This is a genomic window from Thalassospira sp. SM2505 (assembly GCF_054901115.1).
Genome location: NZ_CM142731.1, coordinates 3,387,511 through 3,411,209, shown reverse-complemented (window position 1 = coordinate 3,411,209; position 23,699 = coordinate 3,387,511). Strand labels below are relative to the sequence as shown.

The 23,699-nt window shown below is 53.7% G+C and carries 22 protein-coding genes; 14 read left to right on the top strand and 8 right to left on the bottom strand.

Annotated elements, in window-relative coordinates; translation table 11 throughout:
- Positions 1 to 591, top strand: coding sequence for a histidine phosphatase family protein (locus ACTU44_RS16005; protein ID WP_462095907.1), 591 nt, complete (start codon positions 1 to 3; stop codon positions 589 to 591).
- Positions 588 to 1,088 (top strand): phosphatase domain-containing protein, encoded by a 501-nt coding sequence (locus ACTU44_RS16000; protein ID WP_462095906.1) that lies wholly within the window; start codon positions 588 to 590, stop codon positions 1,086 to 1,088. The genes ACTU44_RS16005 and ACTU44_RS16000 overlap by 4 nt, the downstream gene beginning before the upstream one ends.
- A gap of 62 nt (positions 1,089 to 1,150) precedes the next feature.
- Here the strand turns inward: ACTU44_RS16000 and msrB are convergent, their stop codons facing one another.
- The 5 genes from msrB to ACTU44_RS15975 form a co-directional block, all read right to left on the bottom strand.
- Positions 1,151 to 1,591 (bottom strand): peptide-methionine (R)-S-oxide reductase MsrB, encoded by a 441-nt coding sequence (msrB, locus tag ACTU44_RS15995; RefSeq protein WP_114098402.1) that lies wholly within the window; start codon positions 1,589 to 1,591, stop codon positions 1,151 to 1,153.
- A 139-nt stretch (positions 1,592 to 1,730) separates the two neighbouring features.
- Entirely contained in the window at positions 1,731 to 2,207 is a 477-nt protein-coding gene (locus ACTU44_RS15990; RefSeq protein WP_462095905.1) for a thermonuclease family protein, read from the bottom strand.
- Positions 2,208 to 2,217: 10 nt separating this feature from the next.
- Positions 2,218 to 2,772: an AAA family ATPase gene (locus ACTU44_RS15985; RefSeq protein ID WP_462095904.1), complete on the bottom strand. Its 555-nt coding sequence runs from the start codon at positions 2,770 to 2,772 to the stop codon at positions 2,218 to 2,220.
- A gap of 184 nt (positions 2,773 to 2,956) precedes the next feature.
- A complete protein-coding gene (locus ACTU44_RS15980; protein ID WP_462095903.1) occupies positions 2,957 to 4,003 on the bottom strand; it encodes a hypothetical protein in 1,047 nt (348 codons plus the stop codon).
- A 104-nt stretch (positions 4,004 to 4,107) separates the two neighbouring features.
- Complete coding sequence (locus ACTU44_RS15975) at positions 4,108 to 5,094, bottom strand: LysR family transcriptional regulator (protein ID WP_114098398.1); 987 nt, start codon at positions 5,092 to 5,094, stop codon at positions 4,108 to 4,110.
- 229 nt (positions 5,095 to 5,323) lie between these two features.
- Here ACTU44_RS15975 and chvE point away from each other — a divergent pair, with 229 nt between their 5' ends.
- The 4 genes from chvE to araD all read left to right on the top strand — a co-directional run bounded on the left by chvE (position 5,324) and on the right by araD (position 11,251).
- Positions 5,324 to 6,403: a multiple monosaccharide ABC transporter substrate-binding protein gene (gene chvE, locus ACTU44_RS15970; RefSeq protein WP_114098397.1), complete on the top strand. Its 1,080-nt coding sequence runs from the start codon at positions 5,324 to 5,326 to the stop codon at positions 6,401 to 6,403.
- Between the two features lie 227 nt (positions 6,404 to 6,630).
- A complete protein-coding gene (gene mmsA / locus ACTU44_RS15965) occupies positions 6,631 to 8,154 on the top strand; it encodes a multiple monosaccharide ABC transporter ATP-binding protein (RefSeq protein ID WP_114098396.1) in 1,524 nt (507 codons plus the stop codon).
- A gap of 10 nt (positions 8,155 to 8,164) precedes the next feature.
- Positions 8,165 to 9,349 (top strand): multiple monosaccharide ABC transporter permease, encoded by a 1,185-nt coding sequence (mmsB, locus tag ACTU44_RS15960; RefSeq protein WP_114098395.1) that lies wholly within the window; start codon positions 8,165 to 8,167, stop codon positions 9,347 to 9,349.
- A 153-nt stretch (positions 9,350 to 9,502) separates the two neighbouring features.
- Complete coding sequence (gene araD, locus ACTU44_RS15955) at positions 9,503 to 11,251, top strand: L-arabinonate dehydratase (protein WP_462095902.1); 1,749 nt, start codon at positions 9,503 to 9,505, stop codon at positions 11,249 to 11,251.
- A 70-nt stretch (positions 11,252 to 11,321) separates the two neighbouring features.
- Here the strand turns inward: araD and ACTU44_RS15950 are convergent, their stop codons facing one another.
- Positions 11,322 to 11,870, bottom strand: coding sequence for a hypothetical protein (locus tag ACTU44_RS15950; protein WP_462095901.1), 549 nt, complete (start codon positions 11,868 to 11,870; stop codon positions 11,322 to 11,324).
- A gap of 44 nt (positions 11,871 to 11,914) precedes the next feature.
- A complete protein-coding gene (locus ACTU44_RS15945) occupies positions 11,915 to 12,592 on the bottom strand; it encodes an HAD family hydrolase (protein ID WP_462095900.1) in 678 nt (225 codons plus the stop codon).
- A gap of 253 nt (positions 12,593 to 12,845) precedes the next feature.
- Here ACTU44_RS15945 and glmU point away from each other — a divergent pair, with 253 nt between their 5' ends.
- The 5 genes from glmU (at position 12,846) to rfbA (ending at position 19,192) form a co-directional block, all read left to right on the top strand.
- Complete coding sequence (gene glmU, locus ACTU44_RS15940; RefSeq protein WP_462095899.1) at positions 12,846 to 14,192, top strand: bifunctional UDP-N-acetylglucosamine diphosphorylase/glucosamine-1-phosphate N-acetyltransferase GlmU; 1,347 nt, start codon at positions 12,846 to 12,848, stop codon at positions 14,190 to 14,192.
- Between the two features lie 88 nt (positions 14,193 to 14,280).
- The gene (gene glmS / locus ACTU44_RS15935; RefSeq protein ID WP_462095898.1) at positions 14,281 to 16,104 is read left to right on the top strand and encodes a glutamine--fructose-6-phosphate transaminase (isomerizing); all 1,824 of its coding nucleotides are present in this window, start codon (positions 14,281 to 14,283) and stop codon (positions 16,102 to 16,104) included.
- A gap of 239 nt (positions 16,105 to 16,343) precedes the next feature.
- The gene (gene rfbB / locus ACTU44_RS15930) at positions 16,344 to 17,414 is read left to right on the top strand and encodes a dTDP-glucose 4,6-dehydratase (protein ID WP_462095897.1); all 1,071 of its coding nucleotides are present in this window, start codon (positions 16,344 to 16,346) and stop codon (positions 17,412 to 17,414) included.
- Positions 17,407 to 18,318: a dTDP-4-dehydrorhamnose reductase gene (gene rfbD / locus ACTU44_RS15925; protein WP_462095896.1), complete on the top strand. Its 912-nt coding sequence runs from the start codon at positions 17,407 to 17,409 to the stop codon at positions 18,316 to 18,318. Before rfbB ends, rfbD begins: the two co-directional genes overlap by 8 nt.
- Positions 18,311 to 19,192 carry a glucose-1-phosphate thymidylyltransferase RfbA gene (gene rfbA / locus ACTU44_RS15920; protein ID WP_462095895.1) on the top strand — a complete coding sequence of 294 codons (882 nt, stop codon included), beginning with the start codon at positions 18,311 to 18,313 and terminating at the stop codon, positions 19,190 to 19,192. Before rfbD ends, rfbA begins: the two co-directional genes overlap by 8 nt.
- Before the next feature lie 5 nt (positions 19,193 to 19,197).
- On the opposite strand, the gene rfbC is transcribed toward rfbA, so the two are convergent.
- The gene (gene rfbC / locus ACTU44_RS15915) at positions 19,198 to 19,755 is read right to left on the bottom strand and encodes a dTDP-4-dehydrorhamnose 3,5-epimerase (protein ID WP_462095894.1); all 558 of its coding nucleotides are present in this window, start codon (positions 19,753 to 19,755) and stop codon (positions 19,198 to 19,200) included.
- Positions 19,756 to 19,856: 101 nt separating this feature from the next.
- Here rfbC and ACTU44_RS15910 point away from each other — a divergent pair, with 101 nt between their 5' ends.
- The 3 genes from ACTU44_RS15910 to groL all read left to right on the top strand — a co-directional run bounded on the left by ACTU44_RS15910 (position 19,857) and on the right by groL (position 23,653).
- Complete coding sequence (locus ACTU44_RS15910) at positions 19,857 to 21,332, top strand: hypothetical protein (protein ID WP_462095893.1); 1,476 nt, start codon at positions 19,857 to 19,859, stop codon at positions 21,330 to 21,332.
- 320 nt (positions 21,333 to 21,652) lie between these two features.
- Entirely contained in the window at positions 21,653 to 21,940 is a 288-nt protein-coding gene (gene groES / locus ACTU44_RS15905; protein ID WP_181850257.1) for a co-chaperone GroES, read from the top strand.
- Positions 21,941 to 22,000: 60 nt separating this feature from the next.
- Positions 22,001 to 23,653, top strand: coding sequence for a chaperonin GroEL (gene groL / locus ACTU44_RS15900; protein ID WP_114098385.1), 1,653 nt, complete (start codon positions 22,001 to 22,003; stop codon positions 23,651 to 23,653).
- Positions 23,654 to 23,699: the final 46 nt, after the last annotated feature.

Sequence of the window (23,699 nt, the reverse complement as noted above, 5' to 3'; positions counted from 1 at the left end):
ATGATTTATGCTGCTGAGAAGTTCGAATTTCCCAAATTGCCGTTTGTCTTCATCCGGCATGGGGAAACCGATGCCAACCGCGCAGGTATCATTGCAGGTTCCAACGAACCGCCCCTGAATGACACCGGCCGCGAACAGGCAACCGCGATTGCGCCCCTGATGGCGCAGGCAAGATGGCGGGCGGTTTATGTCAGTCCACAAGACCGGGCGTGGACAACGGCAAGCCTTGTTCTGCCCGACTATGAGGCCAAGGTACTTGATGGTCTGCGCGAACGGCATTGGGGCGATCTTGAAGGTCGTCCGATTGCCGAATTGTGCCCGCGCTTTGAAACCCCGCCCAATGGCGAAGGGTTTGATGCCATGTGCCAGCGCGTTTCCTTTGCCATGCAACAGGCATTGGCAGAAGTCAGCGACGACCTGACCGTTGTTGTTGCCCATTCCGGTGTGGCGCGCTGCATTCTTTATATGACCGGGTTCGAGGCCGACGGGCCGCGTGTCCCCAATGCCACCCCGATCCTGTTCCGTCCGGTTACGACCGGATGGGAATATGACTATCTGACTGAAACCCTGATCAAGGAGATCTCCGCGTGACCAACGCAAACGCCGATGCGCAACAAACCCGACCGACTTCTGTGACTGCACGGGATGCGGTGGTGTTTGATATGGATGGAACACTCGCGCATTTCGATGCCGATGCCCTGGGGCATCTGGTTCACGGTGTGGAAAAACAGTGGGATGCGTTTTTTGACGCGATGGACCATGCAAAGCCGATTGAAAATATCGAACGGCTTTTGCGTATCCTGCATGAGTCGGGCCATGCGATTTTGATCTGTTCGGGCCGCCCGGCAGGCTGGCAGCATCGATCAGAATCCTGGCTGCGTGCGCATAATATTCCGTTTGATGGCATGTATCTGCGCCCCGTCGACGCCGATCACCGCACCGATGAAGAGGTCAAGGAAGACCTTCTGGCAAAGATCATCGACGACGGGTTTAATCCATGGCTTGTGGTCGATGATCGCAGGCGCGTGGTCGATAAATGGCGCGATATGGGCCTGACCTGTTTGCAATGTGCGCCGGGTGATTTCTAGGGTTTCGGAAAATCCTCATACAAATAAAAAGACCGGCTTTGCGCCGGTCTTTTTATTTCTGATTAATCGAAAAGGTGGCGATAGTCGCCATATCCCTCGGCCTCAAGATCATCGACGGTGACAAAGCGCAGCGATGCGGAATTGATGCAATAACGCAATCCACCACGATCACGCGGCCCGTCCGGGAAGACATGGCCCAGATGGCTGTCACCATGTTTGGACCGGACTTCGATGCGGCGCATGCCATGGCTGTTGTCTTCGCGGGCAATGACGTGATCGGACTCAACAGGCTTTACAAAGCTTGGCCAGCCACAGCCGGAATCAAACTTATCACGCGATGTGAAAAGCGGCTCGCCCGAGACGATATCGACATAAAGCCCATCTTCCTTGTGATCCCAGAAATCATTGCGGAACGGCGGCTCTGTGCCGCTTTCCTGCGTCACATGATATTGTTCCGGGGACAGGTCTGCGATGGCGTCCGGGTCTTTGTGATATTTGCTCATATTCGGTCACTTCACATCTTTGGTCATCGGGATAGCTGAATTTCTCGTTCCCAAAGATGGTCGGATTATCGCGATTGTCCAGTGGCTTCACACCAATGTGACGGGGGGATGTGATATCTGGCGGGCGTCTTGGCTTGGCTTAGCCCTGGCACCATGGCTGACGCTTTGTCTTGCCGTCATAGGGGCGGGCAAGGCCGTTATGGATAAGTTCAAGATCAAGCGGACTGCCGTCAATACGTACAGATGCCACGACGCGTCCGCCATACCGGCCCCATTCAGGTTCGCAGAATTCAACTGATTTGGCTGTTTTCAGACGGTCACGTGCATAATCACGGGCCTTTTGCGCCAGTTGCTTTTCGCTTTCACATTTTCCGCGGATTTCGGGTGTATCAACACCGCGTACACGCACCGACATATTGGCGATCTCGCCGGGCAGACCGGGAATGGCGACATAGATCGTATCCCCGTCATAGGCATATTCTCCCTTATGTTCACGTAGCGGCCAACCATAACAGGCCGCGCTGGCTGGGATGGCGGTCACCACTGTGCCGATGGCAACAAGCGTGACGAGTACGCGCTTGGTAAGTCGCGGATTTGGAGAGGGCTGGGGTACCATATGGCCGTACTTACAGTTTGAGGCGGGTCAGTATTTGGGCGGCGCGCTGTTCGACCGGGCCCTTGCGAATTTCGACCAGTTCATAGCCGCATTCATGATAGGTCCGGCACAGCACGACATATGTTCTGACGGCTTCAGAGAAGCTTTGTGTTCGCGCGCTGTCGGTTTTGTATATTTCCGACCAAGGCGGCAGAACAAATGCCGTCTTGTGATAGCGATAGGTCCGGATCGCATTCATCAATCCCTGATCTTCGGGGAGTTTCGATAACCTGCGATGGGCCAGGGTGTCGGGCAGACCGCGATCACAAAAAACGGTTCGCGGATGGGATTGAATGGCTTCTTGCCAGGCGCGGATCGAGCGGCGGCACATCAATCCCGCATAGGCGTCATTATCCCCCCATGGCAGGGCATTGCCCCCGCGTTCCTGCTGTTCTTCGATGATCGCACGCGCCACCTCGGGACTGGTGTCAAAGCCCCGTTCATGAAGATGATTGATCAAAGTGGTTTTGCCGACACCGGGGCCGCCGGTGATGACAACAAGGTTGGATGTTATAGGCGTTTGCATTCGTGTTTGTCTCCGCGAGCACGCCTTTTGGTCATGCTTTGCGGCAAGGTGATGGCAATATTGTTGTTGGTTTTTGACCCGCACCGGACATGTGCGGAATGCGCTTTTGACGGCGTTGGCAGACCTTGTCAACGCCAAAGGAAAAGCTGTGATTTTTCAGATGATTGGTCGGCGGGTCACAGGCTCAGGAACAGCCTTCAAGCAGCGTGATCGCATCCGTTCCGGCATGAATGGCCGTGACAAGGCCATCTTCATTCAGTTCAAAACGAATGCCTCGTGATTTGGCTGTGTCCGCCCACCAGGTGATATATCGGGCATCGGCACCAAGATATTCGTGATCTTCCTCGATCAGATCCATGTCGCCAAAGGCGGCAAAAACGTCGTCACGGGTTGCGCCAAGGGCAATGCCGTTGACGGTTTTGACCAGACTGGTCGCCACGTCATATTCATCAGCATAAAGCGAAATCCGGGCAAGCTTGCCATCAAGTACCAGATATCCCAATCCGGACGGATCAAGGTTGCGTTGCAGATAGGTGCAATTTTCATCGTCACCGGCGATAAACTGGTCAAGCTGCGGACCAAGCGTTTTGCGCAATGTTGCCTGATCCCAGCCAATCATGATGGGCCCGTATCCCTGCTCTGAAAGAGAAGCAAGGCGGGTCGCGATGGCATCCGATATTTCCAGATCAATAATCGCCGTGCCGTGTTCGATGCGTACCTTGCCGGGTTTTACGGTTTGATGGAGATGGAGCTGCGTCCATTGTGTGTTTTCCGGCCAGTCCTTTGGAAAGGCCAGATTGCTGGTTGGTTCAAGGCACAGCTGATCGGCCTTGCCAAGCACGTCCTTGTGGCGGGCGCGCACCGGGGACGGAATATCCATGCAGATGGTTTGCGGAATATCTTCCATCCAGCTCACCGGAATGCCCGGACCGTCACAGATTTCCGGATCGGGACGCAATTCGCAATAGGACGGAACGATGCTGTCCATTGCGAAATCAAGGCGCATGCTGTCCCTGCCTGCCGCGGAAATCACGGCGTCAAGGGCGTCTTCAGCGGGTTCAAGCCACTGATACTGCGTGATTGCCCATGCGGTGGTGCCACGCAAATCCATCAGCGCAAATGTCGGGCCTTCCGGGTGCGGTTCTTCGGATTCCGTTGCCATCGCAAATGATGCGACAAACGGACCGCAAACAGCGATCAGGGTCCCCAGATAGTGTGCGATGCGCGGCATATATGATTCTCGACCAGAATATATTTTGTTGTATGACAGTAGCTTACGTCAGTCTGGCTGTAACGCACAGAATTTAACCAAATAACCGATCCGGATATATTGGCCTAAAGCAGCGGTTTTTCTATACGGGCAAGAACATGATCCGATACCAGCTGGGCAGACGGGGACAGACGATGACCACGCGCGGTGATCAGGCTGTAGGGTTTGATTTCAATCATCCCGTCAAACGGAAGTTCGGTAATGAGCCCGCCGCTTGCCAGAAGAGTTGTGACTTCCTCGGCCATCGGTGCGATGGCATCGGTATCGGCAAGCGTTGCAAGTGTCACCAGCAAGGATGCCGAGTTCAGGCTTGAATGCGGCAAGGGAAGATGGCGCGAAATAAATACGTCTTCGATGGTTCGACGCATCAGGTTGCCCGGCGGGGGCAATATCCATTCGAACTTGGCCAGTCGGGCAAGGGTGATCGGCTTGTTGGCTTCAAGCAACGGGTGTCCCGTGCGCACCATCAGGCGGATTTTTTCGCTGCGAATTTCGCGGATGTTGAATTGCCGTGGATTCATGTCCTCGGGCACGCGACCAATGACAAAGTCATGATCGCCTGCCAGCAAATCCTTGATCAGTAAATGCGACGGACCAACACTGACATGGGCTTCCAGTAACGAGTTGACCGCCTGCACGCTGCGAATGGCCGGAACGACCAGATCCACCGCCGCTGCCGTCACCGCACCGACAAAAACCGTTCCGCCGCCATGCTTGATATCTTCGATTTCGCGTTCGGCCTCGCGGATTTCGATCAGCATACTGCGTGCTCGCCGGGCAAGGGCGCGGCCGGCATTGGTCATCTCGATCCCGCGCGGGCTACGCACGCACAGCCGCGCTTCAAGGATGTTCTCCATTTCCGAAAGCAGTCGTGATGCTGCTGGCTGGGAGGTTTTAAGCATGTCGGCAGCCAGACTGATCTGCCCGGTTTCTTCCATGGCGACGATCATGCGCAGATGGCTGAGCTTGAGCCCGCGTTGAAACAGGTTTCCAGATCGGAAAAGCAAGGACTTGGCAGAGCTCAGTGGCTGGTTATTTCGAAACTCGGACATGGTTGTTCCTCCCTTGGTGGGGATTGTATTATATCAATTTTGATATGCAAGTTTCGAAATTACTTATTTGATTGTTATGTTGTGCCTCTGAATAATGGCGCCGTGTCCTTTGGGAAATGGGATGCATTATCAATTGAAAACAAAGACACGACATGTTCAGGCGCAATTTGCCTGAGAAAGTCGGGCACCAAAAATGGCTGATATGCCGTGTCTTGTAGGGAGGATAGCTATGAAACGTCTCAGTGCCGTAATGGCAGGGGTCGCCTTTGGTGCGGCCGCAATGATGAGCCCGATGATTTCTGGCGGTTATGCACATGCCGCCGAAAAAGGCTATGTCGGGATCGCAATGCCGACCAAATCTTCGGCACGCTGGATTTCTGATGGCAACTCGATGGTCGAGCAGTTTGAAGCCGCCGGTTACAAAACCGACCTTCAATATGCAGAAGACGACATTCCGAACCAGCTCTCGCAGATCGAAAACATGATCGTTAAGGGCGTTGATGTTCTGGTGATTGCCGCAATCGATGGCACAACTCTTTCGAACGCGCTGGAAAATGCTGCTGCTGCGGGCATCAAGGTCTTTGCCTATGACCGCCTGATCCGCGAAAGTGCCAATGTCGACTACTATTCGACCTTCGATAACTTCAAGGTTGGTGTTCAGCAGGCGACCTCACTGGTTGACGGTCTGGCTGCTGCGGGCAATCCGCCTTACAATGTTGAACTGTTCGGCGGTTCGCCGGACGATAACAACGCTTATTTCTTCTATAATGGTGCCATGTCCGTTCTTCAGCCGCTGATTGACAGCGGTGATGTCGTGATCAAATCCGGCCAGATGGGCATGGACAAAGTTGGTACCCTGCGTTGGGACGGTGCGGTTGCACAGGCACGTATGGATAACCTTCTTTCGGCATATTACACTGACGAACAGGTCGATGGTGTTCTGTCGCCGTATGATGGTCTGTCGATTGGTATTCTTTCCTCGCTCAAAGGGGTCGGTTACGGCTCTGGCGACATGAAAATGCCGGTCGTTTCCGGTCAGGATGCCGAGCTGCCGTCGATCAAGTCGATCCTTGCTGGCGAACAGTATTCCACCATCTTCAAGGACACCCGCGAACTTGCACGTGTAACCGTTTCGATGGTCGATGATGTTCTTGCCGGTCGCGAGCCGACCATCAACGACACCAAAACCTATGACAATGGCGTCAAGGTTGTTCCTTCCTACCTGCTTGAGCCGGTCATGGTTGACAAGTCCAACTGGGAAGAAATCATTCTTGGCTCTGGCTACTACACTGCAGAAGAAGTGAAGTAAGTCCCGACATTCGTATGGAACCCGGTGTGCTGTCTGATAGGGCAATCTACCGGGTTCTATCGTCTCGAAGAATGTCTGCGAACGGGTCCTGTTTTGCTGTAGCCTGAAAATACAGCACACTACAAACAGGTGTGATACCCGAAGGGTTTCCCCAAAGAAAACCAAGACAGCAAAGACCAAAATACACAGAGGCGTTGTCAGGCGACTGACAGCAGTGGGAGGACCGGATGGATACCATCCTGGAAATGAAGAACATCACCAAGACCTTTCCGGGTGTAAAGGCGCTGGATGATGTCAGCATCAAGGTTGAACGTGGTGAAATCCACGCGCTTTGCGGCGAGAACGGTGCAGGTAAATCCACCCTGATGAAGGTTCTGAGCGGGGTTTATCCGCACGGTACGTATGAAGGCGATATTCTTTACGATGGCGGCGTACAGGAATTCAAAGATATCCGCGATAGCGAAGAACGCGGCATCATCATTATCCACCAGGAACTGGCGCTGGTGCCGTTACTGTCGATCGCCGAGAACATCTTTCTGGGCAATGAAATTGCCGAAAACGGCATTGTAAACTGGCCGGCGACCTTTGCGCGCACGGGGGAGTTGCTTAAAAAAGTCGGGTTGAAGGAAAATCCGGCGACGCTTGTGACCAACATCGGTGTCGGCAAACAGCAGCTGGTCGAAATTGCCAAGGCGCTGTCCAAAAAGGTCAAGCTTCTTATCCTTGACGAGCCAACGGCAAGTCTTCAGGAAAATGACAGCCAGAAGCTTCTGGATCTGCTGCTGGAGTTCAAGGCGCAGGGCATTACATCTATCCTGATTTCGCACAAGCTTAACGAGATCAACCGTGTTGCAGACCGCATCACGATTATTCGTGACGGTAAATCGATCTCGACCCTTGATGCCCGTGCAGGACAGATTACCGAAGACGATATCGTCAAGGACATGGTCGGGCGTGATATGGCGCACCGTTATCCGGAACGCACGCCCAATATCAGCAGCGAAAAACTTATGGAAGTCCGCAACTGGTCGGCAACCCATCCGCTGCATCCCGAACGCAAGGTCGTTGACAATGTCAGCATTGATGTTGCTGCGGGCGAGGTTGTCGGGATTGCCGGTCTTATGGGGGCAGGCCGTACCGAACTTGCCATGAGCATCTTCGGCAAATCCTATGGCACCGACATTTCGGGTGAAGTTCTGATCAAGGGCAAACCGGTTGATGTTTCGACCGTGGAAAAGGCGATTGCATCGGGACTGGCCTATGTCACCGAAGACCGCAAGGAAATGGGGCTGATCCTTGAGGAAAGCATTACGACGAATATCACGCTGGCCAATCTTGGCGGGGTATCGGAGCGTGGTGTGCTCAATGACGGGGCGGAACGTTCCGTCGCCGAGGATTATCGCCAGAAAATCAATATTCGCACGCCCAATGTCGGGCAGAAGGTTGTCAATCTTTCGGGCGGGAACCAGCAGAAAGTCGTTTTGTCGAAATGGCTGTTTGCAGCACCCGAAGTCCTGATCCTTGACGAACCGACGCGCGGCATCGATGTCGGTGCGAAATACGAAATCTATACGATTATCAACCAGCTGGCTGCCGACGGTAAGGGGGTCATCATGATCTCGTCGGAAATGCCGGAGCTTCTGGGCATGTGCGATCGCATCTACGTCATGAACGAGGGTGAGATCAAGGGACAGCTTGCAGCAAAGGATGCAAGCCAGGAAGCAATCATGCGCATGATCCTGAAAGCGTGAGGAACAGACAATGACGGATACTGATAACAAATCAATTGGTTACTACTTGCGCACCCATATCCGCGAATACGGGATGGTTGTTGCGCTGGTGGCCATTCTGGCCTTTTTCCAGGTTCTGACCGATGGCATCATGCTCAAGCCGGTTAACCTGACAAACCTGTTCCTTCAGAACAGCTACATCATCATCATGGCCGTTGGCATGTTGCTGGTGATTGTCGGTGGGCATATCGACCTTTCGGTTGGCTCGGTCGTTGGTTTTGTCGGCGCGCTGGCTGCGGTGATGATCGTGAACTGGGATCTGCCGACAGTCTTTGTAATTCCGGCCTGTCTTGTGGTTGGTGCGATCATTGGTGCTGCACAAGGATACTGGGTGGCCTATTGGCGCATTCCGTCCTTTATCGTGACCCTTGCCGGGATGCTGGTGTTCAAGGGCCTGACGCTGGCACTTCTGGGTGGTGCGTCGGTTGGTCCGTTCCCGTCTGAATTCCAGGCGATGTCTTCGGGCTTCCTGCCGGACTTCTTTGGCGGGTTGATCGAAGGCCGCTTTAACGTCTTTTCCATGACGATTGGTGTGGTTCTGGCTGCTCTTTTGCCGATCCTCGGTCTGCGTTCGCGTGCCAAGCAGGCGAAGTTTGCAGCCGTTGACGAACCGATGGCGTTCTTTGTTGCCAAACATGCGGTTGCCGGTGTGGCGATCCTGTATGTCACCTATCTGCTGTCGACCTATCGCGGTCTGCCAAACATTCTGATCATCATGGCGCTTCTGATTGCGATCTTCACCTTTATTACCAACTCCACGACCCTTGGTCGTCGCATCTATGCGCTGGGTGGTAACGAGAAAGCCGCAAAGCTTTCAGGGATCAATACCAAACGCCTGACCTTCTTTACCTTTGCCAATATGGGCATGCTTGCGGCCCTTGCCGGTCTGGTTTTTGCCGCACGTCTGAATACAGCCACACCAAAAGCCGGCCTTGCGTTCGAGCTTGATGTGATTGCGGCGGTGTTTATCGGTGGCGCATCCATGTCGGGTGGTGTCGGCAAGGTGATTGGTGCGGTGGTTGGCGCCCTGATCATGGGCGTGATGAATAACGGGATGTCGATCATTGGTGTCGGTATTGACTGGCAGCAGGTGATCAAGGGTCTGGTGCTGCTCGCAGCAGTGATCTTCGACGTCTACAACAAGAACAAGGCTTAACAATACCATGACGCGGAACGACGCAGATCTGGGTGAAAACAGCCAACAAAGCCGGTTGGGTGCCAGTTTGTGTCGTTCACAGTCCCCTGTGCGGTCTTTGGGGTCGTACATTTCCGGACCCGTCTCGATAATAAGTCAAAAAGGAAAACGGGCATGAAGAAGTTCAAACCGGCACCCTGGCCGCGGGTTTTAAGATCACAAGAAGGTTGGTTCGGCGGAACCAGCAAGGACAATATCTATCATCGCAGCTGGATGAAGAACCAGGGGCTGCCCTCGGATCTGTTTGATGGCCGTCCGGTGATTGGTATTTGCAACACATGGTCGCAACTGACCCCGTGTAATGCCCATCTGCGCGATCTTGCCGAACGGGTCAAGCACGGCATTTACGAGGCAGGCGGTCTGCCGCTTGAATTTCCGGTCTTCTCGGCTGGCGAAAGCACACTTCGCCCGACCGCAATGATGTTCCGCAACCTGGCCGCCATGGATGTTGAAGAAGCCCTTCGCGGAACCCCGCTTGACGGTGTGGTTCTGATGGTTGGGTGTGACAAGACAACGCCATCGCTTCTGATGGGCGCTGCCAGTGTCGATATCCCGGCAATCGTGGTTACCGGTGGTCCGATGCTTAATGGCAAATGGCGCGGTCAGGATATCGGTTCGGGAACCTCGCTCTGGCAACTTTCCGAAGACCGCAAGGCAGGCAAGATCAGCACCGAGGATTTCCTTGAAGCCGAAATCGCCATGTCGCGTTCGCCCGGGTCGTGCAACACCATGGGCACAGCATCAACCATGGCCAGCATGGCCGAAGCCCTTGGGATGGCGCTTTCGGGTAATGCGGCCATTCCGGCGGTCGATAGCCGTCGCCGCGTGATGGCACATATCACCGGCCGTCGTATCGTTCAGATGGTCAAGGATGACCTTAAACCGTCTGATGTCATGACCAAGGAAGCATTTGAAAACGCCATTCGCGTCAATGGTGCAATTGGCGGTTCGACCAATGCGGTTATCCATTTGCTGGCGATTGCCGGACGTGTTGGCATTGACCTGAGCCTTGATGACTGGGATCGCCTTGGCCGTGATATTCCGACCATTGTGAACCTTCAGCCGTCTGGCAAATATCTGATGGAAGAATTCTTCTATGCCGGTGGTTTGCCTGTGGTGATCAAGGCACTGGCCGAGGCCGGAAAGCTGCATAATGATGCGCTGACGGTTTCGGGCGAAACCATGTGGGACCAGGTCAAGGATGTTCAGAACTGGAATGACGATGTTATTCGTCCGTTTGAAAAAGCTCTGACCGAAAGTGGCGGTATCGCGGTGGTCAAAGGCAATCTTGCTCCGAACGGCGCGGTCCTTAAGCCTTCGGCGGCAACACCGGCTCTGCTGACCCATCGTGGTCGTGCGGTGGTATTTGAGGATATCGACGACTACAAGGCCAAGATCTATGATGAAAGCCTTGATATCGATGAAACCTGCATCATGGTTCTGAAAAACTGCGGTCCGAAAGGCTATCCGGGCATGGCAGAAGTCGGCAATATGGGCCTGCCGCCCAAGGTGCTCCGCAAGGGGATCACCGATATGGTGCGTATTTCAGACGCGCGCATGAGCGGCACGGCATATGGCACCGTGGTCTTGCATACCTCGCCGGAGGCCGCGGCAGGCGGACCGCTTGCTGTGGTTCGGAACGGTGACATGATCGAGCTTGATGTGCCCAATCGCCGCCTGCATCTTGATATCAGCGATGAAGAACTGGCGCAGCGCCTTAAGGACTGGAAAAACACCGTCCCGGTTCCGGCCAGCGGTTATGCATCGCTCTATTACAAGAGCGTTATCGGCGCAGACAAAGGGGCCGATTTTGACTTCCTTGTCGGTCATCGCGGCAAGGAAATCCCGAAAGACAGCCATTAGGATTCAGGGTTCAATCATACCCGCAATCAAAGCCCGGTCGGCAACAAGGTCGACCGGGTTTTGTTTTAGATTATGGCAAAGGCCAGATGACGTTGTTGGGCGCATCACCGTCATGGGTGATCAGGAGTTTTCCGTCGACCAGTTCCCAATTCACGAAATAGGCACCGGTCACATCAATGACGGGTGTTGATTGCTGTGCCGGGGCAATCAGGCGGGCACGTTGTGAATGCGCGCCTTTGTGACAGACCAGCAAGAAGACGGTTGTGTCTCTGACATCGGGTTCGGTGAGGACAAAGATGCCGTCCTGATTGCAATTATCTTCGTCGCCTTCACACATGAAGCAACCAAGATCCTCGGCAATTTCGTCGCCAGTATTCCAGTCGCGGATAAACAGGGTTTGGTTCCCCTGTTTGGTGCTGAGTTCCCATTGGTATGGGGTATGCAGAACAATGACGGTTTGATCCTGGACTTCCCCCTGACGACTGGATGCCTCGTCCAGCACAAGTCCGCCCTTGGCCGGGTTTCCCTGATCAGGTTGCTTTGCAAATGCGGCCAAAGGAAATGCCAACATCGCATAGATGAACAGACCAAAACATCCGGCGCGCAGGAATGAGTGCATGGGCAATGCTCCGAGAAGCTTGATGTTGGGGCGTTTCAGACCGCTTAAAGTCCTGTGATGGATTTGATGGCTTCGGGCAGATTTTCATAGGCCGTGACGACGGCATCGGCACCCAGGGAATTTGCGCGGGTGTCATCAACTTCGAAGGCGACGGCGATGGCATGGACATTGGCATCACGGGCCGAATTCACGTCATTTGCATGGTCGCCAACCATGAGGGCAATGTCGTCAGAGCCGGGTTTATAGCCCATCTGATCAAGGACAAAGCGCAGGAAGCGACCATCGGGTTTTTTGACTTCGAATGAATTGCCGCCTGCAATCACGGTAAACAGGTCGGCAATGCCAAGCTTGGTAAGAATTGCCTTGCAGGGGCCTTCGGGTTTGTTTGATGCAAGCGCAATGGTCCAGCCGTCAGCTTTAAGTTGGCGCAACACGTTTTCGGCATTTTCGTAAAGCCGTGTGTAGGCATAATCGGTTTCAACATAACGATTGTTGAAGTCGATATTAAGTTCATCAAGCGTGGCATCGTCCGGCATTTGATCGCGTTTGGCAAAGGCGCGTTTGGTCAGCATCCAGGTGCCATCACCCAGCATGGCTTCGATATCATGTCGAGTGATGGCGGATAATCCGTGCGCATCAAGCAATCCGTTCATTGCAACCAACAAATCCTCGACCCCGTCAATCAGGGTGCCGTCGAGGTCGAACATGATGAATTTTGCCATTTGGGCGGGGCTCCGTAAGGGGGTGGTTTGAGTGAGGTGACTGATTCAGAGGAACTTAACCGAGTTTGTGCCATTAACAAACGGTAACATCCGCTAACAGGCGGTAACAAAACGTGATTCTTTATGGGCTTTTGCAGCAAAAGAATATGTTCTAAGACTTGCTGCAAATCAGATTACCCGTGCTGTTGTAACCGACATGCGCGAAGTAGGAACAGGGGATGCTGCATCAAAAATGCGGCAAGCGGATTGATAAATGTCACTTGAGCTAAGTGTTATCGTTTTGGCAGCCGGTATGGGCACGCGTATGAAAAGCGCATTGCCCAAAGTCATGCACAAGGTTGCCGGCAAGCCGATGGTCAATCATGTCATTGATACGGCAGCCAAGCTGTGTGCGGCCAAGACAATGGTCGTCGTTGGCCCCGATATGCCCAAACTGATTGAAACGGTTTCCCCGCATCCCACGTTTGAGCAAACCGATCGTCTGGGAACCGCCCATGCCGTTCTTGCCGCCAAGGATGGTTTGGCCGGGCTCAGTGGCAACGTTCTTGTTCTTTATGCCGACAGCCCGCTTTTTACCGCCGAGACGCTTGAACGTCTTGTGGCCGCCCGCGAAGCTGGCGATCACGCAGTTGCCGTTCTTGGCTTCCGACCGGATGATCCCGCCGGTTACGGTCGCTTGGTGACGGATCCTGCATCTGGTGAATTGCTGGCGATTGTCGAAGACAAGGAATGCGATGCAGCCCAGCGGGCACTTAACTTCTGCAATTCCGGTGTGATGTGTTTCCGCGCCGAAGATATGCTGACCACTCTTGAGGCGATTGATAACGCCAATGCCAAGGGTGAATTCTATCTGACCGATGCCGTCGCAGTTTCTCGCGCGCATGGTAAAAGCTGTGTTGCCATAGAAGTCGACGAGGAAGAAACACTTGGCGTTAATTCCCGTGCCCAGCTGGCCGTTGCCGAAGCCATCATGCAGGATCGTTTGCGCAAGGCTGCCATGGAAGACGGCGCGACCCTGATTGATCCGGCATCAGTGTTTCTGTGTGCCGATACCAAACTTGGTCGAGACGTTATAGTTGAACCGAATGTGGTTTTCGGACCGGGGGTCACTGTTGGCGATAACGTCGTGATCAAGGCGTTCAGCCATCTTGAAAGCTGTGTCGTTGGCGAGGCTGCCGATATCGGCCCTTACGCCCGTTTGCGTCCGGGAGCCGAAATCGGCGCAGGTGCCAGGGTTGGCAATTTTGTCGAGATCAAGAAAGCCGTTGTTGAAGATGGCGCCAAGGTCAATCACCTCAGCTATATCGGTGATGCGCGCGTCGGGGCAAAGGCCAATATCGGTGCCGGTACGATCACGTGCAACTATGACGGCTATCGCAAGCAGCATACCGATATCGGCGCGGGGGCCTTTATCGGATCAAATTCGGCGCTTGTTGCGCCGGTTGAAATTGGTGATGGCGCGATTGTCGGCGCCGGGAGCACGATTACCGGAAAGGTTGAAGCCGATGCCCTGACACTGACCCGGGCAGAGCGCATTGAAAAAGCAGGATGGGCGGCAAAGTTTCGCGAGAAAATGCGTGCCCTTACAGGCAAGAAATAGACCGGTTACCGGATTTTGAATGTGTCGTGTGACGGGGCAGTTCGCACGGCAAAATGAAAAAGCGATTTGAAGTAGGAACATAACGAATATGTGCGGCATTATCGGGATTATCGGCAAGGACAGCGTCAGCGAGCGTATTCTTGAGGGGCTCAAGCGCCTTGAATATCGTGGCTATGACAGTGCGGGGATTGCAACGCTGGTTAATGGCGATATCGAACGCCGTCGCGCCGAGGGCAAGCTGATCAATCTTGCCAACCGTCTGGAACAAAGCCCGCTTGCAGGCGACGTCGGGATTGGTCACACCCGCTGGGCGACTCATGGCGTTCCGACGGAGAACAACGCCCATCCGCATACCGATGGCAAGGTTGCTGTCGTTCATAACGGCATCATTGAGAACTATCAGGAAATCAAGGCAGAGCTCTCTGCCAAAGGGCGCGTCTTTGCCACCGATACCGATACCGAGGTGGTTGTCCATCTGGTGTCCGATTTCCTCGATCAGGGCAAATCACCGCGTGACGCCGTTGCTGCCACCCTGCACCGGATCGAAGGCGCCTTTGCGCTGGTGATCATGATCGCGGGTCATCACGATGTGATCTTTGGTGCGCGTCGCGGTACTCCGCTTGCCGTTGGACTCGGTGAGGGGGAGATGTATCTTGGCTCGGACGCCATGGCGCTTTCGCATCTTACCAACAAGCTGATTTACCTCGAAGAGGGTGACTGGGTCGAGATGACCCGTGATTCTGTTCAGGTTCGCGATGAAAATGATGTTGATGTTACCCGCGAAACCAAACTGTCGGCCGTTTCTGGCGCGATGATGGGCAAGGGCAATTACAATCACTTCATGCAGAAGGAAATCTTCGAGCAACCGGCGGTGATCGGCGACACCCTGCACGCCTTCATCAACCCGGCGACCCAGACCATCAAACTGCCTGATATGCCGTTTTCGTTTGCCGATGCGACCCGCCTGACGATTGTTGCCTGCGGCACGTCTTTCTATGCCGGTCTGGTGGCAAAACACTGGATCGAACGTTATGCCGGTCTGGGCGTCGATGTCGATGTTGCATCCGAGTTCCGCTATCGCTGTCCGCCGCTACCCAAAGGCGGTGTGGCACTGTTCATTTCGCAATCCGGTGAAACGCTCGATACCCTTGCAGCCCTTCGGTATGCGAAGTCCAAAGGCCAGAAGATCGTCTCGATCGTCAATGTGCCGGAAAGCACGATTGCCCGTGAAAGTGACGTGGTGCTTCTGACTTATGCCGGACCTGAAATCGGCGTTGCATCGACCAAGGCATTTACCACGCAGCTCACAGTTCTGGCCTGCCTTGCAGTCACCATCGGGCGCGAAAACGGCACCCTTGCCAAGGACGAGGAAGCTGCCATCGTCAATGCCCTGACCGAAGTGCCAAAACACGCGGCCGAGGTCCTGCATCATGACGAGGCGCTCAAGAAACTGGCGCTTGATATTGCCGATGCGCGCGATGTTTTGTATCTCGGGCGCGGGCTTGGCTATCCGATTGCGATGGAAGGGGCGCTCAAGCTCAAGGAAATTTCCTATATCCACGCCGAAGGGTACGCTGCGGGCGAGATGAAGCATGGCCCGATCGCCCTGATTGACCAGTCAGTTCCGATCATTGTCATTGCGCCGTCTGACGAGCTGTTTGAAAAAACCGCCTCAAACATGCAGGAAGCCGCCGCACGAGGTGGGCGCGTGATCTTTATCTCGGACGCGCCGGGGCTTTCGAAACTTGGTGATATGGCATCTGCAACGGTGGAACTGCCCAAGGTTGCCGATTTCGTCGCACCGATCCTTTATACCATCCCGGTTCAGATGCTGGCCTATCACGTTGCGGTCCATAAGGGCACCGACGTTGATCAGCCGCGTAATCTTGCAAAGTCGGTAACGGTCGAATAAGCCCACTTTTCATATCAGACACCATCAAGCCGGATGCCTTTGCATCCGGCTTTTTTATTGCGCGGCGTTCCTAAGTGTACGCTGGTCGCAGCCACGTCGGGCATGAAAAGTGGCATGAATGCGTTGGAACGCGCCATTAAATTGACGGATTGAACCGCCAATACAGTTCGCAAGTTTTCCATGAATAATTGCAGTGCCTTGCACTGAATGACACGCAGCTTGCAGACAAAGAGTTCACGATGAGAATTATTGTAACAGGCGGTGCCGGTTTCATCGGTTCGGCAGTTTGTCGGCTTCTGGCCGGTCGGGATGACTGTGAAATTCTCAATATCGACAAGCTGACCTACGCGGCTGACCTTCGTGCGCTTGAAAGTGTGTCCGGACAGAGAAACTATCGATTTTGTCAGGAAGATATTTGCAACAGAGACGTCGTCGAAAAGCTGTTTGCGGATTTCAAACCAACAGCTGTCATGCATCTTGCTGCAGAAAGTCATGTTGATCGTTCGATTGATGGTCCAGCTGCGTTTGTGCAGACCAATATCGTTGGCACCTTTACCTTGCTCGAAGTGGCGCGTACCTATTTTGACGCATTGACGCCCGCCGGGCAAAGCGCGTTCAGATTCCATCACATATCTACAGATGAAGTTTACGGTTCACTGGGTGATGAAGGTTACTTCACCGAACAAACCGCCTATGCGCCAAACTCTCCTTATTCCGCAAGCAAGGCGAGTTCTGATCACTTGGTGCGAGCCTGGCATCAGACGTATGGATTGCCGGTTCTGACTAGTAATTGTTCGAACAATTACGGCCCATACCAGTTTCCGGAAAAACTCATTCCGCTGATGGCAATCAAGGCATTGCAGGGCGGCAAACTGCCCGTGTATGGCACCGGTATGAACACACGCGACTGGTTGCATGTTGATGACCATGCAGAAGCTTTATTAGCCATCCTCACACGTGGAAAGGTTGGTGAAAAATACAATGTTGGCGGAGGCAACGAGGTCAGAAATATCGACCTTGTCCGGGCGGTTTTTGAGACGGTAAGGCAGCTTAAGCGAGGTGATCAGACCGGCCGGTTCGAGGATGTTGTCGAGTTTGTTGAAGACAGACCGGGGCATGATTGGCGCTATGCAATTGATGCGACCAAAATGCGCGATGAACTGGGCTGGAGCCCGAAATACAGTTTTGACAATGGATTGTGCCAGACAGTGCAGTGGTATGTCGATCATCAATCCTGGTGGGAACCTCTTCTGAAAAAGCAGAATGCGATTGCACGATCCGGACTTGGGACGGAGAAGCGCAATGATTAGGGCGCTTGTTTTTGGACAGAATAGCCAGTTGGCCAGATGTCTCGCGCAAGAGGAAAGCAGCTTCTCAGATGTTGAGTTGAATTTCATCGGGCGCAGTTGCTGCGATCTTGAATATCCATCGGACATTGCCGCAGTTGTCGACAAAATATGTCCGGATATTGTCATCAACACAGCTGCCTATACGGCAGTTGATCTTGCCGAAAGCGAACCTGATCGTGCACTTGCAATCAATGCGACGGCAGTGAAAGTAATGTCCGAACAGACTGCAAAGCATGCAATTCCGTTCATTCATTTTTCGACGGATTATGTCTTTGATGGAAATGCCAGAAGACCTTATGTCGAGACGGATCGCGTTGCTCCGCTGGGCATATATGGGCAAACAAAACTTGCCGGAGAGCAAGCGGTTCGTGATCTGAACCCGAGACATCTTATTTTCAGAACCTCATGGCTCTATAGCCCGTTTGGCAAGAATTTCATCAAAACGATGTGCCGCCTTTTGGCCGAGACCGATGAAGTCAAAGTCGTTGACGACCAGATCGGATGCCCGACAAGCGCACTGGATTTGGCGCGTATTGTCTTGCAGGTTTTGCCGGTCATCGTGACTGACGGGTTTCGGGGATTTGGCACCTATCATGTGGTTGCGAATGAACCGGTAAATTGGTGCGCTTTTGCCCGTCGCATTCAGGTTCTTGGCGCAGACGTGTTCGGACCTGACTGGTCAGGGGCGGATTGCCAAATCACACCTGTTCGCTCGGATCAGTTTCCGAGTGCGGTCAGGCGACCGGCCTATTCCGTCTTGTCAAACCGGAGGATCAGGGAAGACTTTTGTGTCGATTTTCCTTCTTTGACGGAAAGCCTCGGACGCGTTCTGGTCGCTCTTGAGAAGGATGACCGCCATGCGTAAGGGGATCATTCTGGCCGGGGGCACCGGATCGCGGCTTCATCCTTCGACACTGGTCGTGTCAAAGCAATTGCAGCCTGTCTATGACAAGCCGATGATCTATTACCCGCTTACAACATTGATGCTTGCGGGGATCACGGAGATTCTTGTGATCAGTACGCCAAATGATGTTCCCCTGTTTCGGGAATTGTTGGGCGATGGCAGCCAGTGGGGGATTCGTCTGGATTATTCGGTGCAGACGGAGCCACGCGGTCTGGCCGATGCATTTATTGTTGGTGCGAATTTCATCGGTGACGATACCTGTTGTCTGATACTTGGCGATAACATCTATTTTGGTCATGGCCTGACAGAGTTGCTGGCAAATGCCATGCAGCATCAGGAAGGGGCGACCGTGTTTGCCTATTTTGTCCATGACCCGGAACGCTATGGCGTGGTCGAGTTTGATCGCAATGGTATCGCCCTGGATATCGAAGAAAAACCGACTGTGCCGAAATCCAACTATGCAGTGACTGGGCTGTATTTCTACGATCGCAATGTCATTGATATTGCCCGATCCATAAAGCCATCGGCGCGTGGGGAACTTGAAATCACCGATGTTAACAAGGCCTATCTCGAACGTGGTGCATTACGGGTCGAGAAAATGGGGCGCGGTTACGCATGGCTTGATACCGGGACGCACGGGGCGATGCTTGATGCTGCGAATTTCGTTCGGACCGTTGAAAATCGTCAAAGTCTCAAGATTGCTTGCCCGGAAGAAATCGCGTTGCGCAATGGTCTGATTTCACTCAATCAGTTTGAGGAGCTGACCGCGCAATATAGTGCGAGCTCCTACAAGACCTATTTGCAAACTGTGTTGAAAACCTACGATCAGATGTAGGGATATCAGAAATCCGGGTCTTTGCAGTAATCGGCAAAGCTCATTGCCGCCGCATCTTTGGCAGACAGGGTCACGTCATCAGCATCGAATGGCCAGGAAATACCGATGTCGGGGTCGTTCCACATGATTGCCCGCTCGCTTTCAGGCGAGTGAGGAGCAGACACCTTGTAAATGACTTCTGTATCTGCTTCGAGCGTTGCGAAACCGTGGGCAAATCCCTTGGGAACAAAGATCTGGTTCCAGTCATCAGCGCTGAGTTCAGCAGAAACCCATTTGCCAAAGGTCGGCGAATTTTTGCGAATATCGACGGCGATATCAAGGATGCGACCACGAGCAACGCGGACGAGTTTGTCCTGGGCAAAGGGCGGGCATTGGTAATGAAGGCCGCGCAAAACCCCGGCTTCGCGCGAAAGTGAATGATTGTCCTGAACAAATTCGACTGAAATGCCTGCTTGGTTAAAGCGTGACTGACTGTAGGTTTCGGAGAAGAAACCCCGTTCGTCACCAAACTTTCGCGGAAAGAGCAACTTAATGTCGGTGATATCAAGTGTTTCAATCTGCAATGTTTCGACCCTATGCTGTGTTTTGTCGTCAGATGAAGGTTGGCTCAAAGGTGTTGCTGGTCCAGCCGCTCGCGTTTTGTCCGGATATGAAAGGGCAGTCGATGCAATTTCGTTTGCGCTATGTCCCGGTGCTTCTTGCTGGTTTTCTTTCAGCATGTAGTAGCCATCAAAGTGGCGTTTCTGTGGTCTCGTCACCAAGTTGTTCGCAGCAGCTCCGCGAGTTCGATGCGTTGATTACTGATCAGGGACAACGAAACATCGGTGCGGCACCTGTTGCCGGATACCGGTTTCTGCGGGCCAACCGAAATTCGGTGCTGATGGGCAAGCAGGTCGGGACCGCCATAGCGCAAGGCGCTCAGGGCGAGCTGTTGTTTGCCGACTGGGTGGCGCAGATGCGCGCACTTGATCGTGACGCGCGGGCAGACGAGCTGCGCAATCTTCCTGTTGCTGCGGAACTGTCTCTGACAGAAGTCGAAAACTGTGCGAGTCAAATGGCTGCGGGACTGACCATTGGTGATTACGCGTCGTTGTCCAAGGCGGTTTTCGTGCCTGATGACTATCTGGATTTTCAACGCATTGCCGGGTTTTATCCGTTAACAGCCTTTGCCGCGCATTTTGGCTATGAAAGCTGGAAGCGTGATAATTTTGGAAGCTTTGATCTGTCCGAAGAGGCCTTGCAGGCTTCTGGTCACTGGCAGCGCTATCGTGCAGACGGGCAGGGAGATGCAGGGCAAGACGCCATCGCGATCAAAGCAATTGAAAAAGATGCCTTTGGCCGGATCATACCAACGCATGCCGAGCTCAAATCGCTTGCCGAACGCTATGCGCCGGAATTTCGGATACGCACGCTGACAAGCAGTGATCGCATCGGTACACCGGCCCTGCCATCGCGTGAGGGCTTGTCGATTGTCGATCTTGATCGCCCTGCAATCTATTACCGGCTCAGCCATACCTGGTTTAATAACCAATGGCGTCCGCAAATCATCTATTCGGTCTGGTTCCCCGAACGACCGGCACAGGGAATGTTTGATATTCTCGCCGGGCATCTTGATGCATTGATCTGGCGCGTCACCCTTGATGGAGAAGGGCATCCTCTGATTGCGGACAGCATTCATGGGTGTGGCTGCTATCATATGTTCTTCCCGACATCGTCATTGCAGCGAATTGTGGCACCCGAAGATGGTGATATTCGCGAGACGGCTGAAAGCCCGGCCGGTGCTGTAGCGTCGGCGACCCTTGCCCGTCCGGTGCTGTGGGTTGATGCGATCAGTCACTATCTTTTGGCCGTGACTCCGGAAAATTCAGACGTGAATACCCTGACGCCCATAAAAGCATCAATGCAGCCAGAGCAATCACTTGCGAGCATTCCGCTCAAAGATGGCAGCGGATATGAAAGCCTTTATGATGAAGACGGTTTCGTCCCGGGCACCGAAAGAATGGAACGTTTCATCCTGTGGCCAATGGGGGTGGACCGGCCTGGCGCAATGCGCCAGTGGGGGCATCATGCAACCGCCTTTGTCGGACGCCGGCATTTTGATGAGCCAGCATTATATGAGCGCTATTTCGAACTTCGCTGACTGAATGTTGCGATCTTGTAATTGCAAGGGCATGTGGGTCGGTTCGCAGCGAAATATTTTTGTACGGCAGGGTTGTGCGGGTTGATAGAAAATGGTGTGATCAGCAGCCCTTCTTGGAAGACGGTTTTTTGTTCGGTTTGAATCGCCGGAAATGCGTAAAAATCGTGACATTTCTGCGTCTTTTTACATCTTCCTATTGACTTTAAACAGGCACTCCAATAAATGCTGTTAGCACTCGCCGGGGGTGAGTGCTAATACGGGCTCATCCCGGTTAGTCTTAGTTATTAACGAGCCTTAGCTTTAACACGGAGTTGTCTAAAATGAAGTTCCGTCCGCTGCATGATCGAGTACTGGTACGTCGTGTCGAGTCCGACACCAAAACTGCCGGTGGCATCATTATTCCGGATACCGCCAAAGAAAAACCGCAGGAAGGCGAAGTCGTCGCTGTTGGTTCTGGCGTTCGCAAAGAAGATGGCTCGGTCGTAGCCCTCGACGTCAAGGCAGGTGACAAAGTCCTGTTCGGCAAATGGTCGGGTACCGAAGTCAAGGTCGACGGCGAAGAGCTGCTGATCATGAAAGAATCCGACATCATGGGCATCATGGAATAAGTCAGCCCTTTGGGTGACTTAAGTCCACGTTCATCCGTCTCATAGAGAGGAAAGAATATTATGGCTGCTAAAGAAGTAAAATTCTCCACCGATGCACGCGCCAAGATGCTGCGCGGTGTCGACATCCTGGCAGATGCTGTCAAGGTGACCCTCGGCCCGAAAGGTCGTAACGTTGTTATCGAGAAGTCCTTTGGCGCTCCGCGCGTAACCAAGGACGGTGTTTCTGTCGCCAAGGAAATCGAACTTTCTGACAAGTTCGAAAACATGGGCGCACAGATGGTTCGCGAAGTTGCGTCGAAAACCGCCGATCTGGCTGGTGACGGCACCACCACCGCAACCGTTCTGGCACAGGCAATCGTTCGTGAAGGCAACAAGGCTGTTGCTGCCGGCATGAACCCGATGGACCTGAAGCGCGGTATCGACCTCGCGACCTCCAAGGTTATCGAATCCATCCAGGGCCGTGCACGTAAAGTTGCTGGTCGCGATGAGATCGCCCAGGTTGGTAACATCTCTGCTAACGGTGACCGTGAAGTCGGCGACATGATCGCTGAAGCCATGGAAAAAGTTGGCAACGAAGGCGTTATCACCGTTGAAGAAGCAAAAGGCCTGCACACCGAACTCGACGTTGTCGAAGGCATGCAGTTCGATCGTGGTTACCTGTCTCCGTACTTCGTAACCAACCCGGAGAAAATGGTTGCAGAAATGGATGCTCCGTACATCCTGCTCTTCGACAAGAAAATCTCCTCGCTGCAGCCGGTTCTTCCGCTGCTCGAAGCTGTTGTTCAGACCGGCAAGCCGCTTCTGATCATTGCTGAAGACATCGAAGGCGAAGCTCTGGCAACCCTGGTTGTCAACAAGCTGCGCGGTGGTCTGAAAATCGCTGCTGTCAAAGCACCGGGCTTCGGCGACCGTCGTAAAGCAATGCTCGAAGACATTGCAATCCTTACCGGTGGTCAGGTTGTTTCCGAAGATCTCGGCATCAAGCTTGAAAGCGTTACGCTTGACATGCTCGGTACCGCGAAATCGGTTACCATCACCAAAGAAGAAACCACCATCATTGATGGCGCTGGCGAGAAAGCACAGATCGAAGGCCGTGTTGCCCAGATCCGCGCTCAGATCGAAGAAACCACCTCTGATTACGATCGTGAAAAACTGCAGGAACGTCTCGCGAAACTCGCAGGCGGTGTTGCAGTGATCAAGATCGGTGGCGCTTCGGAAATCGAAGTTAAAGAACGCAAAGACCGTGTTGACGATGCTCTGCACGCGACCCGCGCTGCTGTCGAAGAAGGCATCGTTGCTGGTGGCGGTACGGCTCTTCTGTACTCTGTCCGTGCGCTTGACGGTCTCGAAGGTGAAAACCATGACCAGACCATCGGTGTTGACATCGTTCGCCGTGCCCTTCAGGCACCGGTTCGTCAGATCGCAACCAACGCTGGCGTAGACGGCGCGGTTGTTGCTGGCAAACTGCTTGAGCAGGACGACATCGAGTTCGGTTATGACGCTCAGAAGGGCGAATACACCAACCTGATCAAAGCTGGCATCATCGACCCGGCCAAAGTTGTTCGTACTGCCCTGCAGGACGCAGCTTCGGTCGCTGGTCTGCTGATCACTACCGAATGCATGATCGCCGAGAAAGCCGAAGACAAACCGGCTGGCGCACCTGACATGGGTGGCATGGGTGGTATGGGCGGCATGGGTGGCATGGGCTTCTAAGCCTTACCAACCAACCGACCTTTGCACTACAGGAAGGGCTCCGCAA

Coding starts and splice junctions, on each gene's coding strand:
- mmsB (WP_114098395.1), top strand. CDS start 8,165: ATGACGGATACTGATAACAAATCAATTGGTTACTACTTGCGCACCCAT.
- ACTU44_RS15950 (WP_462095901.1), bottom strand. CDS start 11,870: ATGCACTCATTCCTGCGCGCCGGATGTTTTGGTCTGTTCATCTATGCG.
- ACTU44_RS16005 (WP_462095907.1), top strand. CDS start 1: ATGATTTATGCTGCTGAGAAGTTCGAATTTCCCAAATTGCCGTTTGTC.
- ACTU44_RS15985 (WP_462095904.1), bottom strand. CDS start 2,772: ATGCAAACGCCTATAACATCCAACCTTGTTGTCATCACCGGCGGCCCC.
- araD (WP_462095902.1), top strand. CDS start 9,503: ATGAAGAAGTTCAAACCGGCACCCTGGCCGCGGGTTTTAAGATCACAA.
- msrB (WP_114098402.1), bottom strand. CDS start 1,591: ATGAGCAAATATCACAAAGACCCGGACGCCATCGCAGACCTGTCCCCG.
- ACTU44_RS15990 (WP_462095905.1), bottom strand. CDS start 2,207: ATGGTACCCCAGCCCTCTCCAAATCCGCGACTTACCAAGCGCGTACTC.
- rfbD (WP_462095896.1), top strand. CDS start 17,407: ATGATTAGGGCGCTTGTTTTTGGACAGAATAGCCAGTTGGCCAGATGT.
- glmU (WP_462095899.1), top strand. CDS start 12,846: ATGTCACTTGAGCTAAGTGTTATCGTTTTGGCAGCCGGTATGGGCACG.
- glmS (WP_462095898.1), top strand. CDS start 14,281: ATGTGCGGCATTATCGGGATTATCGGCAAGGACAGCGTCAGCGAGCGT.
- mmsA (WP_114098396.1), top strand. CDS start 6,631: ATGGATACCATCCTGGAAATGAAGAACATCACCAAGACCTTTCCGGGT.
- ACTU44_RS15910 (WP_462095893.1), top strand. CDS start 19,857: ATGCAATTTCGTTTGCGCTATGTCCCGGTGCTTCTTGCTGGTTTTCTT.
- ACTU44_RS15975 (WP_114098398.1), bottom strand. CDS start 5,094: ATGTCCGAGTTTCGAAATAACCAGCCACTGAGCTCTGCCAAGTCCTTG.
- ACTU44_RS15945 (WP_462095900.1), bottom strand. CDS start 12,592: ATGGCAAAATTCATCATGTTCGACCTCGACGGCACCCTGATTGACGGG.
- groL (WP_114098385.1), top strand. CDS start 22,001: ATGGCTGCTAAAGAAGTAAAATTCTCCACCGATGCACGCGCCAAGATG.
- rfbA (WP_462095895.1), top strand. CDS start 18,311: ATGCGTAAGGGGATCATTCTGGCCGGGGGCACCGGATCGCGGCTTCAT.
- chvE (WP_114098397.1), top strand. CDS start 5,324: ATGAAACGTCTCAGTGCCGTAATGGCAGGGGTCGCCTTTGGTGCGGCC.
- groES (WP_181850257.1), top strand. CDS start 21,653: ATGAAGTTCCGTCCGCTGCATGATCGAGTACTGGTACGTCGTGTCGAG.
- ACTU44_RS15980 (WP_462095903.1), bottom strand. CDS start 4,003: ATGCCGCGCATCGCACACTATCTGGGGACCCTGATCGCTGTTTGCGGT.
- rfbB (WP_462095897.1), top strand. CDS start 16,344: ATGAGAATTATTGTAACAGGCGGTGCCGGTTTCATCGGTTCGGCAGTT.